The organism is Porphyrobacter sp. TH134, from assembly GCF_002855495.1.
Classification (GTDB): Bacteria; Pseudomonadota; Alphaproteobacteria; order Sphingomonadales; family Sphingomonadaceae; genus Erythrobacter.
Genome location: NZ_PKRO01000007.1, coordinates 12,618 through 25,471, shown reverse-complemented (window position 1 = coordinate 25,471; position 12,854 = coordinate 12,618). Strand labels below are relative to the sequence as shown.

General features: G+C 62.5%; 18 protein-coding genes. 10 read left to right on the top strand and 8 right to left on the bottom strand.

The features are described 5' to 3' along the window. Positions 1 to 38: 38 nt before the first annotated feature. A complete protein-coding gene (locus tag C0V72_RS04955; protein ID WP_101792123.1) occupies positions 39 to 449 on the bottom strand; it encodes a DUF2177 family protein in 411 nt (136 codons plus the stop codon). 85 nt (positions 450 to 534) lie between these two features. Between C0V72_RS04955 and C0V72_RS04950 the strand changes: the two genes are divergently transcribed. From C0V72_RS04950 to C0V72_RS04905, 10 genes are all read left to right on the top strand, one after another. Further along, complete coding sequence (locus tag C0V72_RS04950; protein WP_101792192.1) at positions 535 to 807, top strand: exodeoxyribonuclease VII small subunit; 273 nt, start codon at positions 535 to 537, stop codon at positions 805 to 807. 4 nt (positions 808 to 811) lie between these two features. Then, on the top strand, positions 812 to 1,723 hold the full coding sequence (locus tag C0V72_RS04945) for a polyprenyl synthetase family protein (protein WP_101792122.1): 912 nt from the start codon (positions 812 to 814) through the stop codon (positions 1,721 to 1,723). Between the two features lie 25 nt (positions 1,724 to 1,748). After that, positions 1,749 to 2,261, top strand: a complete 513-nt coding sequence (coaD, locus tag C0V72_RS04940) for a pantetheine-phosphate adenylyltransferase (RefSeq protein WP_101792121.1) — start codon at positions 1,749 to 1,751, stop codon at positions 2,259 to 2,261. A gap of 117 nt (positions 2,262 to 2,378) precedes the next feature. Then, complete coding sequence (locus tag C0V72_RS04935) at positions 2,379 to 3,107, top strand: peptidylprolyl isomerase (RefSeq protein WP_101792120.1); 729 nt, start codon at positions 2,379 to 2,381, stop codon at positions 3,105 to 3,107. 42 nt (positions 3,108 to 3,149) lie between these two features. Further along, on the top strand, positions 3,150 to 4,187 hold the full coding sequence (queA, locus tag C0V72_RS04930) for a tRNA preQ1(34) S-adenosylmethionine ribosyltransferase-isomerase QueA (RefSeq protein WP_101792119.1): 1,038 nt from the start codon (positions 3,150 to 3,152) through the stop codon (positions 4,185 to 4,187). A gap of 9 nt (positions 4,188 to 4,196) precedes the next feature. After that, on the top strand, positions 4,197 to 5,150 hold the full coding sequence (locus tag C0V72_RS04925) for an ABC transporter ATP-binding protein (RefSeq protein ID WP_101792118.1): 954 nt from the start codon (positions 4,197 to 4,199) through the stop codon (positions 5,148 to 5,150). Further along, positions 5,150 to 5,917, top strand: a complete 768-nt coding sequence (locus C0V72_RS04920) for an ABC transporter permease (protein ID WP_172438911.1) — start codon at positions 5,150 to 5,152, stop codon at positions 5,915 to 5,917. The genes C0V72_RS04925 and C0V72_RS04920 overlap by 1 nt, the downstream gene beginning before the upstream one ends. Before the next feature lie 161 nt (positions 5,918 to 6,078). Next, a complete protein-coding gene (locus tag C0V72_RS04915) occupies positions 6,079 to 6,606 on the top strand; it encodes an outer membrane beta-barrel protein (RefSeq protein ID WP_172438910.1) in 528 nt (175 codons plus the stop codon). 115 nt (positions 6,607 to 6,721) lie between these two features. Continuing rightward, entirely contained in the window at positions 6,722 to 7,855 is a 1,134-nt protein-coding gene (tgt, locus tag C0V72_RS04910; protein WP_101792115.1) for a tRNA guanosine(34) transglycosylase Tgt, read from the top strand. 3 nt (positions 7,856 to 7,858) lie between these two features. Next, on the top strand, positions 7,859 to 8,173 hold the full coding sequence (locus C0V72_RS04905; RefSeq protein ID WP_101792114.1) for a chorismate mutase: 315 nt from the start codon (positions 7,859 to 7,861) through the stop codon (positions 8,171 to 8,173). A 77-nt stretch (positions 8,174 to 8,250) separates the two neighbouring features. On the opposite strand, the gene rpsD is transcribed toward C0V72_RS04905, so the two are convergent. The 7 genes from rpsD to C0V72_RS04875 all read right to left on the bottom strand — a co-directional run bounded on the left by rpsD (position 8,251) and on the right by C0V72_RS04875 (position 12,806). Then, positions 8,251 to 8,865 (bottom strand): 30S ribosomal protein S4, encoded by a 615-nt coding sequence (gene rpsD, locus C0V72_RS04900; RefSeq protein WP_101792113.1) that lies wholly within the window; start codon positions 8,863 to 8,865, stop codon positions 8,251 to 8,253. A gap of 177 nt (positions 8,866 to 9,042) precedes the next feature. After that, positions 9,043 to 9,363 (bottom strand): hypothetical protein, encoded by a 321-nt coding sequence (locus tag C0V72_RS16170; RefSeq protein ID WP_143704527.1) that lies wholly within the window; start codon positions 9,361 to 9,363, stop codon positions 9,043 to 9,045. Positions 9,364 to 9,532: 169 nt separating this feature from the next. Then, positions 9,533 to 10,279: an RNA methyltransferase gene (locus C0V72_RS04895; RefSeq protein ID WP_101792112.1), complete on the bottom strand. Its 747-nt coding sequence runs from the start codon at positions 10,277 to 10,279 to the stop codon at positions 9,533 to 9,535. A 7-nt stretch (positions 10,280 to 10,286) separates the two neighbouring features. Further along, entirely contained in the window at positions 10,287 to 10,763 is a 477-nt protein-coding gene (nrdR, locus tag C0V72_RS04890; protein WP_101792111.1) for a transcriptional regulator NrdR, read from the bottom strand. Positions 10,764 to 10,771: 8 nt separating this feature from the next. Then, positions 10,772 to 10,993 carry a hypothetical protein gene (locus tag C0V72_RS04885; protein WP_101792110.1) on the bottom strand — a complete coding sequence of 74 codons (222 nt, stop codon included), beginning with the start codon at positions 10,991 to 10,993 and terminating at the stop codon, positions 10,772 to 10,774. A gap of 11 nt (positions 10,994 to 11,004) precedes the next feature. Beyond that, entirely contained in the window at positions 11,005 to 12,330 is a 1,326-nt protein-coding gene (glyA, locus tag C0V72_RS04880; protein ID WP_324761518.1) for a serine hydroxymethyltransferase, read from the bottom strand. Then, the gene (locus C0V72_RS04875) at positions 12,327 to 12,806 is read right to left on the bottom strand and encodes an RpiB/LacA/LacB family sugar-phosphate isomerase (protein ID WP_101792108.1); all 480 of its coding nucleotides are present in this window, start codon (positions 12,804 to 12,806) and stop codon (positions 12,327 to 12,329) included. The genes glyA and C0V72_RS04875 overlap by 4 nt, the downstream gene beginning before the upstream one ends. Positions 12,807 to 12,854: the final 48 nt, after the last annotated feature.

Genomic DNA, 12,854 nt, shown 5'->3' with positions numbered 1-12,854 from the left:
GTGGCCGATGAACATGGTAGCCGCGCGCGTCTTTCAGCCTAGGCCGCGGGGGCGAAGCGCAAGACCGCCCACGTCGCCGCCGCACTGGCGGCGCCGGTCGCAAATGCTCCCCACAGGATGTCGAGCACGCTGACATGAGTCGCCCAGACCTTGAACACGGCCTGCGAGGTGAGGTCGAAGGTGGCGTAACACAGCGCGCCCAGCGAAATGCCGTTCAGCAGTGCGGCCTGCACTGTGCCGCTATCGATACCGGGCCGGATTGCGAACCAGGTCATCCCGGCCAGATAGATGAAATAGAACGCGGCCGCCGCGCCCACGTTGAAGTCCTTGGCCATGATCTCCCCGATCACCGGCTTGTAGAGATTGCCCGACGCCCAGCGCAGCCAGATGGCATCCAATGCCCCGAATACGAGCGCCGCGACGCCATAGGCGATGATCCACTTGAGCATATTGCGTGCATTTCCTGTTGTGGGTGATCCCGCCCGTCACACCCAGCCTTGACCGCGCCCGCGTGCCTCGTCAATGCTTGCGCGCATGGACGAGGGCACAGCAGCACCGGCGAAAGCCGGGCAAGACATCACGGGCATGAGTTTCGAACAGGCGCTCAGCGCGCTGGAAGGGATCGTGCAGCAGCTCGAACGCGGCGATGTACCGCTCGATCAGTCGATCAATCTGTATGAACGCGGGGAGGCTTTGCGCGCCGCCTGCCAGCAGCGGCTCGATGCGGCGCAGGCGCGGATCGAACGGATCGTCACAGCCGCTGATGGCCGGGCGGTCGGCACGCAGCCGTTTGACGCGGAAGGCTGAGGCGATGCTGGCAGAAACCCAAAGTAACTTGCTGCATGATGCCATCGGCAACGTGCAATCGGAAATCGATTCGCTGTTCGACGCGCTGTTGCCGGTGCCGGACGATACCAGCGCACGGCTTGTCGAAGCGATGCGCTATGCCGCAATCGGCGGCGGCAAGCGGGTGCGCCCGCTGCTGGTATGCAGCACCGCCAGCCTGTTCGGCGTATCGCGCGATGCCGCCATGCGGGCAGGCGCGGCGATTGAAGCGATCCACGTCTATTCACTGATCCACGATGATTTGCCCTGCATGGACAATGACGATCTGCGTCACGGCAAGCCGACCCTGCACCGGGTCTATGACGAGGCAACCGCCGTGCTGGCAGGCGATGCGCTGCACGCTCTGGCGTTTGAAATCCTGGCGGACGATGCCACCAGCGAAGACCCCTTCACCCGCAGCGAACTGATTCTGACGCTGGGCAAGGCTTCGGGCATGCACGGCATGGCCGGCGGGCAGATGATGGATATGGTCGCCGATGAAGAAGGCGTGACCTATGACCTTCACACCATCACCCGGCTGCAACAGCTGAAAACCGGCGCGCTGCTGGCTGCCAGTGTCGAGATGGGCGCGATCCTCGGCAAGGTCGCGCCGCAGGGCCGGGCGCATCTGCGCGCCTATGCCCGCGATATCGGGCTTGCCTTTCAGATCGCCGACGATCTGCTCGATGTCGAAGGTGATGTGGGCAAGGCCGGCAAGGCGCTGCGCAAGGATAATGAACAGGGCAAGCAGACTTTCGTGACCCTGATGGGCGCGGAAAAGGCGCGCGAACAGGCGCGTGCACTGGTCGATCAGGCGGTGCTGCGGCTCGCGTCCTATGGGACGGAGGCAGACATCCTGCGCGCACTCGCCCGCTATATCGTCGAGCGTGACCGATAACTTCGCCCGGAAGGGGAGACACAACATGACACGCCGCATCGGGATCTATCCCGGCACCTTCGATCCCATCACGCTGGGCCATGCCGACATCATTCGGCGCGGTGCCAAGCTGGTCGATCACCTGATTATCGGCGTCACCACCAACATCGCCAAATCGCCGATGTTCACAGATGCCGAACGGATGGCCATGGTCGTGCGCGAGGCGGCCGGGCTGGGCCTCGATAATGTCGAGGTCGTCGGGTTCAATGCCTTGCTGATGGACTTTGCCGAGGCGCAAGGGGCGTCGGTGGTCATCCGCGGCATTCGCGGCGTGACCGATTTTGAATACGAGTACCAGCTCACCGGCATGAACCGGCAGCTTAACGACCGGATCGAAACCATCTTCCTGATGGCAGATGTCAGCTTGCAACCCATCGCCAGCAGACTGGTCAAGGAAATCGCACTTTATGGCGGCGACATCGCCAAGTTCGTGAGTCCGGCGGTGTGCGAGGACGTTGTTGCACGGGTCCGCGAGCAAGGCCTGAAGAAGGGGGCTTGAAGACGGGCGGCTGAGCCGCAACGCTACTAGCAAGGCTGCGATCCTGTCTTCTGCCCGATCATTCATTGAAACGTCAGGCGGGCAGGGCTACACGGCCTCGAAAATCCGGATGGAACCATGATCACCACCAAGCTTGCGCCTGCCCTAGCTGCCCTGATGCTGTTTGCCGCTCCCTTCGCGGCGCAGGCCCAGCAGCAGCGCGATGACACTCCGCCGACCGCCTTCGGCGAAGAAGCTGAAAAGCCGGAAGAGGACGAAAAACCGGCCGCGCCGCGGATGTATGCGCCGATCAATTATGATCCCGCGGTTGATCCCGAAACCGTGTGGGTGCTCGACCTGTCGAATGGTCAGCGGGTGAAGGCCCGGCTGATGGCCGATTGGGCGCCAGCCCATGTTGAACGGGTCAAGGCTCTTACGCGCGCAGGCTTTTACAACGGCGTGGTATTCCACCGTGTCATTGACGGGTTCATGGCCCAAGGCGGCGATCCGACCGGAACCGGGCAGGGCGGCAGCGAGCTTCCCGATCTCAAGGCCGAGTTCAACCCGATGCCCCACGTGCGCGGCACGTTGTCGATGGCCCGCGCCGCCGATGATGACAGCGCCAACAGCCAGTTCTTCATCGTGTTCTACCCGCGCTTCAGCCTCGACAAGAAATACACCAATTTCGGCCGGGTGATCGAGAACATGGAAGCCGTCGACGCGATCCAGCGGGGCGAGCCGCCGGCGCAGCCGACCTACATCGTGCAGGCTTCAATCGGCAGTGACAATATGCCGCCCCCGCCGCCGCCTGCACCTGCCGCTGATGCGCCGATTTCGGCCGATATGCTGAACGCGCCAATCCCCTAAGGCCCTTTCGCGGCTCTCGCCAAGGCGCTAGGGGCGCGGGGCATGAAGGTAGACCTGTTCGATTTCGAATTGCCGCCGGAGCGGATTGCCCTGCGTCCGGTGCGTCCCCGCGATGCGGCCCGGATGCTTGTGGTGCGAGGAGCGGATGCGCCCTTCGCTGATATGGGCGTGCGCGATTTGCCCGGTCTGCTGAGCCCGGGCGATGTGCTGGTCTTCAACGACACGCGCGTTATCCCGGCCCAGCTCGAAGGCCGCCGTGCCGATGGCGAGGCAAAGCTCGGCGCAACGCTCCACAAACGGCTCGATCTGCGCCGCTGGCAGGCTTTCATCCGCAATGCCAAGCGGTTGAAAATTGGCGACCAGATCATTTTCGGCGGCGGCGTGACCGCGCTCGCCGAAGAACGCTTCGATGACGGCTCAATCACGCTGTTCTTCGAAGGCGACGAGCCGGTCGAAGTCCTGCTGGACCGTGCCGGCACGATGCCGCTGCCGCCCTATATCGCCAGCAAACGCGGCGTGGATGCGCAGGATCTGGAAGACTACCAGACCATGTTTGCGGCAGAGAAGGGCGCGGTTGCGGCCCCCACGGCCTCGCTGCATTTTACCCAAAGGCTGGTCGATGCGATCGACGCTGCCGGGATTGGCCGGGCGATGCTGACGCTGCATGTCGGCGCGGGCACGTTCCTTCCGGTCAAAGCCGACGATACCGACAATCACCAGATGCATGCCGAATTCGGGCGCATTTCGGCAGAGACCGCGGCGCAACTCAACGAAGCACGCGCCAGAGGTGGCCGGATCATCGCTGTCGGCACCACCTCGCTACGACTTCTGGAAAGCGCCGTGGACGCGGACGGGGTCATTCACCCCTTTGCCGGAGACACCGCGATCTTCATCACGCCGGGCTACAAACTGCGCGCTGTCGACGGGTTGATGACCAATTTCCACCTGCCCAAATCGACCCTGATGATGCTGGTGAGCGCGTTGATGGGGCGCGAGCGGATGATGGCGGCCTATGCCCATGCCATTGCGAACGAGTATCGCTTCTATTCCTATGGTGACTCCTCGTTGCTGCTCCCGTAATCGGGTGGAATGCATGACCCGATATTGTCGATCCGCGGCCTGACCAAAACCTACAAGAACGGCCCGCGGGCGCTCGATTCGGTTGATCTTGATATCTACCGCGGGGAGATATTCGCGCTGCTTGGGCCGAACGGTGCGGGCAAGACCACGTTGATTGGTGCTGTTTGCGGGTTGGTGCGGCCAACCGGCGGCACAATGCATGCGTTCGGGCACGATCTGTCGCGCGACTGGCGCAGTGCGCGTGCGCGGATCGGGCTGGTGCCGCAAGAGCTTGCCACTGACATGTTTGAAACCGTGAGCCGCGCGGTGGCCTATTCCCAGGGCCTGTTCGGCAAGCCATCCGACCCGGCGCGGATCGAGGAAATCCTGCGCTCGCTTTCGCTGTGGGACAAGAAGGACGCGCAAATCCGCGCGCTTTCAGGCGGGATGAAGCGCCGCGTGCTGATCGCCAAGGCGCTGGCGCATGATCCCGAACTGCTGTTCCTCGATGAACCCACCGCCGGCGTTGACGTGGAACTGCGCAAGGACATGTGGCAGCAGATCGCGGCGCTGAAAGAGCGCGGCGTGACGATCATCCTCACCACCCACTATATCGAGGAAGCCGAGGAAATGGCTGACCGTGTCGGGATCATCCGGGGCGGCCGGATCCTGATGGTGGACGAAAAGCGCGCGATGATGGAGCGCCTTGGCACCACCGAAGCGGTGATCGCACTGGCTGCACCGCTGGCGGCCCTTCCGCCTACCATTGCTGCCTTCCCGGTGGAGATCGCGAGCGGCGGAATGCAGCTCATCTATCGCGGCGGCGGCACCAGTTCAGGGGAGAAGGGCGGGGGCCGGGCGCAGGTCGCGCAAATGACGCAGGCGCTGACCCGCGCCGGGATTGAATATACCAGCCTCGACATCCACGATTCGTCGCTGGAAGATATCTTCGTCACTCTGCTTGGCGAGAAGGAGGCGGCGTGATGCACTTCAACCTTCGCAGCGCGCTTGCGATCTACCGCCGCGAAATGGCCCGCGCGTTCCGCACCGCGTTCCAGTCGATCATATCTCCGGTGCTGACCACATCGCTCTATTTCGTGGTGTTCGGCTCTGTCATCGGCGCGCGGATGGAGCCGATTGGCGGGGTGCCCTACGGCGCCTTTATCATCCCCGGCCTGCTGATGCTGACCTTGCTGGGAGAGACCACCAGCAATGCCAGCTTCGGCATTTATATGCCCCGCTTCACCGGCACCATTTACGAGCTGCTGTCCGCCCCGGTCGGGGTGGCCGAAACGCTGGCGGGATTTGTCGGCGCGGCCATGACCAAAGGCCTGATCCTGGCGGCAATCATTCTCGCCACGGCGACCTTTTTTGTCGATTACGAAATCAGGTATCCGCTGCTCGCCGCGCTCTACATCATGCTGGTCGCCTCCAGCTTTGCGCTGTTTGGTTTCATCCTCGGGATTTGGGCGGATTCGTTCGAGAAGCTGGGGATCATCCCGCTGCTGATTCTCACCCCGCTCACCTTTCTGGGGGGCACATTCTATTCGATCCGCGAACTGCCTGCGCCGTGGGATGCGGTTGCGTTGGCCAATCCGATCGCCTTTCTGGTGAGCGGGCTGCGCTACAGCTTCTACGGCGTTTCGGATGTGCCGATTGCCGTATCGCTGGGGCTGACGCTTGGGTTTCTTACCGTCTGCGTCATTGTTATCGCAGTCATTTTCCGCACAGGATGGCGTCTGCGCGAGTGAACGCGGGCGCCCGACCAAAGGCGTTGATCGGACAGGAAACACCGCCGGGCGGACATTAACGAAAACCTGTCTGTTCGTTCATTGCGCAGACAGTGCACGCTTCCTACATGCCTCCTCCACCCGCCGCGCCCCTTGCGGCAGGACAAAAAAGGATAAGCAGTATGAAGAAAATCGCTTTCACCACGCTGGCAGCGATGGGTGCGATCGCTCTTCCGGCGGCCGCTCAGGCGCAGACCGCTACTCAGGGCCCCGAGCTTTATGTCGGCGCATCGGCCGGTATCCACGATCTCGGGATCGGCCTGCCTGATGATGACGGCGGCATCTACGGCGTGGTTGCCGGTGTGGACGTGCCGGTCGGCGAAACCTTCTTCGTCGGTGCGGAAGGCAACTACCACTTCGGCGATGGCGCGATCGACGAAGAATACGGCGTTGCAGCCCGTGTCGGCGCGCGCGTCGGTGAGCGCGGCAAGGTGTTCGTGCGTGGCGGCTATCAGGAAGTCAACTTCGACGTCCAGAACCTCGTCGGCATCAACCCGCCGGCCGGTTTTGACACCACCGATGGCGACTATCTGGTCGGCGCCGGCGTCGAATTCGGTCTGGGCGACAGCCCCGTCCGTTTCCGCGCCGGGATCGATACCATTGCATTCGATTCGACCCGTGCGACTGCGGGCGTGATCTTCGGCTTCTAAGCCACTGATTGACGTCTGACTATTCGGCCGGAGCAGCACCGCGCTGCTCCGGCCTTTTTATCATCCGCCTGCGCTGGTGACAGCGCGGCGCAGGATCGCTAGGGGCGCTGGCGCAATGACCGCCCCTCGTTTCTCCTTCACCCTCCACGCCACCAGCGGCAAGGCGCGCACCGGCACCATTGCCATGCAACGCGGCGACATTCGCACGCCCGCCTTCATGCCCGTTGGCACTGCCGCCACCGTCAAGGCGATGAAGCCCGAAGCCGTGCGCGGCACAGGCGCCGACATCATCCTGGGCAATACCTATCACCTGATGCTGCGTCCCGGGGCAGAGCGGGTGGCGAGGCTTGGGGGCTTGCACAAATTCATGAACTGGCCGCGCCCGATCCTGACTGACAGCGGCGGCTATCAGGTGATGAGCCTGTCCGAATTGCGCAAGCTGACCGAGCACGGCGTCGAATTCCGCAGCCATATCGATGGCTCGAAACACATGATTACGCCGGAACGCTCGATGGAGATCCAGCGCCTGCTCGGCAGCGACATTGTGATGGCCTTCGACGAGTGCCCGCGCGCAGACCGTCCGCGTGACGAGATCGCTGCCTCGATGGAACTCTCGATGCGCTGGGCAAGGCGCAGCCGCGAAGGCTTTGACGTGGGCGAAGAACACGCCGCCCGCGCGGCGCTGTTCGGGATCCAGCAAGGCGCGCTGCATGAAGACTTGCGCCGGATCAGCGCGGACAAACTCACCGATATCGGCTTCGATGGCTATGCGGTTGGCGGCCTCGCCGTGGGCGAGGGGCAGGAGGCGATGTTCGGCGTGCTCGATTATGCACCCGACATGCTCCCGGTGGACCGCCCGCGTTACCTGATGGGCGTGGGCAAGCCCGATGATCTGGTCGGCGCGGTGGAACGCGGGATCGACATGTTCGATTGCGTGCTCCCCACCCGGTCAGGGCGCAATGGGCAGGCCTTTACCTGGAACGGCCCGCTGAATTTGCGCAACGCCCGCTTTGCCGAAGACACCGGACCGCTGGATGAGCGTTGCCAGTGTCCGGTCTGCACGACCTATTCGCGCGCCTATATCCATCATCTGGTCAAGTCGGGTGAAATGCTCGGCGCAATGCTGGTGACCGAGCACAATCTCAGCTTCTATCAGGCCTTGATGCAGGGGATGCGCGATGCCATTGCGGGGGCGCGTTTTGCCGATTTTGCCGCCGCGTTCCGCCGCGATTACCTTGGAAGTGCCTGATTAATGTCCGATTCTGCCGTAAAAGACCCCGAGACTTGCGAGACCATGATCGAGGTCCGTGCCGGGGTCGATGCGCTCGACCTTGAATTGGTGGCGTTGCTGGCCAAGCGCTTCGGCTTCATGCGCGCTGCGGCGCGGATCAAGCCTTCGCGCGATGCGGTGCGAGACGAAGCCCGCAAGGCCAGTGTCATCGCCGCGGCGGTGGCAGAGGCCGAGGCCTGCGGTATTCCCACCGAAGTCATCGCCGATATCTGGGAGCGGCTTGTCGAAGGCTCGATCGCCTACGAACTCGCCGAATGGGACCGCACGCGCGGCTGATCCGAAGCGATCCTATCCCAACAAAGAAGGGCGGCCCCGCAAGGCCGCCCTTTTTGTATTGGCCATCGGCAAGCCGATCAGCGCGAATAGAATTCCACCACCAGGTTCGGTTCCATCGTGACCGGGTAGGGCACTTCGTCGAGCTTGGGCACGCGGGTGAAGGTGATCTTGTCGTTGCCATCGGGCTGGACGTAATCAGGAATATCACGCTCGGCGAGGCCCTGGGCTTCGATCACGAGCGCCATTTCCTTGGCCTTGCTGCCGAGGCTGACAACATCGCCGACGTTCACGCGGCGCGAGGCGATGTTGCACTTCACACCGTTCACGTAGATGTGACCGTGGCTGACGACCTGACGGGCCGAGAAGATGGTCGGCGCGAACTTGGCGCGGTACACGACCATGTCCAGACGCTGTTCGAGCAGGCCGATGAGGTTCTGGCTGGTATCGCCCTTCATGCGCGATGCTTCGGCGTAGGTGCGCTTGAACTGCTTTTCGGTGACGTCGCCGTAATAGCCCTTGAGCTTCTGCTTGGCACGCAGCTGCAAGCCGTAATCGCTCATCTTGCCCTTGCGACGCTGACCGTGCTGGCCGGGGCCGTAGGAACGCTTGTTCACCGGGGAATTGGGGCGGCCCCAGATGTTCTCGCCCATCCGGCGGTCAAGCTTGTACTTGGCGCTTTTGCGCTTCGACATACGTCTTCCTTCAAATTGCTGGGCCGCCCCCATTGGGCAGCCATCAAACCCGGCATCGCACCATCACGCCTGTTTGCATGATGCGGCCACTGCTTCACCGGGGTGCAGGGCCAATTGCGAAGGCGCGCGCATAGCGCGTGCTCGCGATATGTCAACATTGATGGATGCGGGATGCAATCACAAAGGGGCGTAACCTTGCCACTGCGGATAGATCAATGACTGATCGATCCCGGACCTTGCCCCGGCGCCCCTGTTGTTCTGCCTTTCTGTCTTTGCAAGCGCAGTGGCTTTAACCCATTGGGATTCGGTCAGACAGATGCTGCGGGCACGTGTGGCAAGGCTGGGGTGGGGATCGTAGCACAAAACACGCTCACCATTATGTCGGGCCAGCTCGATCCGTGCCTCTTCGGAAACAACGGTTCTTTTTCTCTCGAGCCGCACATCGTCCGGACCAATGGCGATCAACGGAAGGGCGGCAGCGGCGATAAAAAGCAACATTGGTGTTCCTTTCTAGACGTACGGCGCACCTCCGCGCCGTGCTAGCTAGGTAACATCAAATGTCTTGAAATTGCGAGTAAATCTGCGGTTGCATAGCGCGACTGAGTCAAGCCGGCGCGTATCCTTCGGGTCGCGGCGCTGCAACGGGCGGGAGCAGGTTTGTTGCTGCTCAATCGCGAATCTTGCGGCCAAGCGTGGTGAGAACCCCGCGCAAGGTGCGCACTTCCAGATGGTTCCAGCCCGGTTTCGTCAGCACGCCGCGCAGCGTCCGGCGCGTCGCTTCGGCGCGGCCTTCTGGCAGGAAATAATCGCGCGGTTCCAGCATCTTCTCGAAGTGAGCGATCAGCCCTTCGAGCTCCTCTTGCGGGGCGGGGGGCAGGGTATCTTCCAGCGTGGGCTGGACCAGCACCGGATCGACGCCGGCCATTTCGCGCCCGATCCGCGACCATTCATAGGCCACCAGGATCACCGCCTGCGCCAGATTGAGCGAGCCGAATTCGGGATTGATCGGGATGGTCAGGATATTGCGGGCCAGCGCAACATCTTCGGTTTCAAGGCCGGAGCGTTCAGGGCCAAAGATGATCGCGTGACGCCCGGCCTGGGTATGCACCAGCCGTCCGGCCTCATCCGCGCCGATCACCGGCTTGGTGACCCCGCGCTTTCGCACCGTGGTGGCGTGGACATGGGCGCAATCGGCGACCGCTTCGGCCGTGGTGTCATAAACCTTGGCCTGTTCCAGCACGATGTCTGCGCCTGATGCCGCAGGGCCGGCCGAGGGATTGGGCCAGCCGTCACGCGGCGCAACCAGCCGCAGTTCCGTCAGCCCGAAATTGAGCATGGCGCGCGCGGCCTTGCCGATGTTTTCGCCCAGCTGCGGGCGCACCAGCACCATCACCGGCTTGTTGATGTCGGCCATGTTCTGCTTATTCTTTCGCGGCTTGCTGGACAGTGCTGGCAAATTCTTCGAAGTCGCGCGCCTCGGAGAAGTCGCGGTACACGCTGGCAAACCGGATATAGGCGACAGAATCTATCTGGCGCAGACCCTCCATCACCAATTCCCCGATATGCGAGGACGGCACTTCTGCCTCGCCCGAGGTTTCAACCTGCCGCTGAATCCCGCTGATCAGCTGATCAAGCCGTTCTTGATCGATCCCGCGCTTGCGACTGGCAAGCGCGACGGATTGTTCCAGCTTGGACCGGTCGAAGGGTTCGCGACGCCCCTGTTCTCCATTGGCGCCGGATTTGACGACCACGACCTCGCGCAACTGCACCCGCTCAAACGTCGTGAAGCGCGCCCCGCAGGACGAACACTGCCGCCGCCGCCGGATCGAGGCATTGTCCTCGGTCGGGCGGCTGTCTTTTACCTGAGTATCGTCATGGGCACAAAAAGGGCAACGCATTCAGTCTGTTATTTCTTTATTCTCTGATACAGCGCAAAGCCCGCACCTGCCAGCAATCCGATCGGCCACGACACAACTGGCAGGACGATTCCGGCAACGGCGCCAATCGCGGCGCCGGTCAACACCGGCTTGGTCGAAGGATGGTTGATCCCTTCCTTCGCCATGCCGGTCACTTCGGCCTTTACGTCTTCAACCCAGTCAGGGCCTTGGCGCGGGTCTTGATCGTTCATCGGATCGTTCCTTACATGCCGGGATAGACGGGGAAGGCCGCGCACAGCGCGCTGACCCGCTGGCGCACGCTCTCTTCGATCTGCGCATCGCCCTCGGGACCATTTTTGGACAGCCCTTCAATCACTTCGGCGATCAGCTTTCCAATCGTTCGGAACTCGCTGGGGCCAAAGCCACGGGTGGTTCCGGCAGGCGTACCCAAGCGGATGCCGCTGGTCACGAAGGGCGAACGCGTATCGAAGGGGATGCCGTTCTTGTTGCAGGTCAGCCAGGCGCGATCGAGGCCCTTTTCGGCGTCCTTGCCGGTCACATCCTTGGCCGTCAGATCGACCAGCATCGAGTGGTTGTCGGTCCCGCCGCTGACGATACGTAGGCCGTTTTCTTCAAGGCTTACCGCCAGGGCGCGGGCGTTTTCGACGATCCGGTGGGCATAGGCGCTGAATTCGGGCGCGAGCGCTTCCTTGAAAGCGACCGCCTTGGCCGCGACGATGTGCATCAGCGGGCCGCCTTGAAGGCCGGGGAACACCGCCATGTTCAAAGGCTTGGTGAACTTCTCGTCATTCCACAGGATGATGCCCGAACGCGGGCCGCGCAAGCTCTTGTGGGTGGTCGATGTGACGATATCGCAGTGCGGGAAGGGCGAGGGGTGCGCGCCGCCCGCAACGAGGCCGGAGATATGGCTCATATCGCACAGCAGGATTGCGCCCACTTCGTCCGCGATGGCGCGGAAGGCGGGGAAATCCCAGGTGCGCGAATAGGCGGTGCCGCCGCAGATGATGATCTTGGGCTTGTGTTCCCGGGCCTTGGCGGCGACTTCGTCCAGATCGACCATCTCGGTCTCACGGTTCACGCCGTAGGAAACCGGGTTGAACCACTTGCCGCTCATATTGACGGGCGAACCATGGGTGAGGTGGCCACCCGAGTTCAGGTCGAGCCCCATAAAGGTGTCGCCCGGATTGAGCAGGGCAAGGAACACCGCCTGGTTCATCTGGCTGCCGCTGTTCGGCTGAACATTGGCAAAGTTGCAGCCGAACAACTGCTTGGCGCGTTCAATGGCCAGCGTTTCGACCACATCGGCATAGTCGCAGCCGCCGTAGTAACGCTTGCCCGGGTAGCCTTCGGCATACTTGTTGGTGAAGACACTGCCCGCCGCTTCGAGCACGGCGCGGCTTGCGATATTCTCGGACGCGATCAACTCGATCTTGTCGCGCTGACGGGCAAGCTCTTTGCCCACGGCGGCTGCGATTTCGGGATCGGCATGCGCAAGGTCATCATGCCAGAACCCGTCCATAGACTGAACGGCTGAACGGGCGGCGAAATCAATCGGGGCTGTGCTCATTGGTGGGTCTCTATGTGATCGGGCAGGAACGGAGGCCGACTAAGTTTTGCGACGCGGCGCTGGTGGCGTCCCGCCGGATCGCCGGCATCGGCGAATTCGGTATCAAGAAAAGTGGCGATGCAGGATTTGGCCATCTCGATCCCTACGAGACGCGCGCCCATTGCGATGCAATTGGCGTCATTATGTTCGCGCGCAAGGGCGGCGGAGAGCGGCTCGCTGACCAGAGCGCAGCGCACCTGCGGGTGGCGATTGACGCTGATCGAGATACCGATCCCGCTGCCGCACAGGGCCACACCAAATTCGGCCGATCCTTCGGCGATGATTTCCGCCAGACGATAGCCGTAATCCGGATAATCGACGCTGACGCCCGGTTCCGGACCAAGGTCGGCAACCTCGTGACCTTCTTCGATGAGCCATTCGGCAAGGTCAGCCTTCAATTCGGCGGCGGCGTGGTCTGAGGCGATGGCGATGCGCATGGCGCTGCCATAGTCTCTATACGCGAGATTCTCCACCCCTTGGCGGTC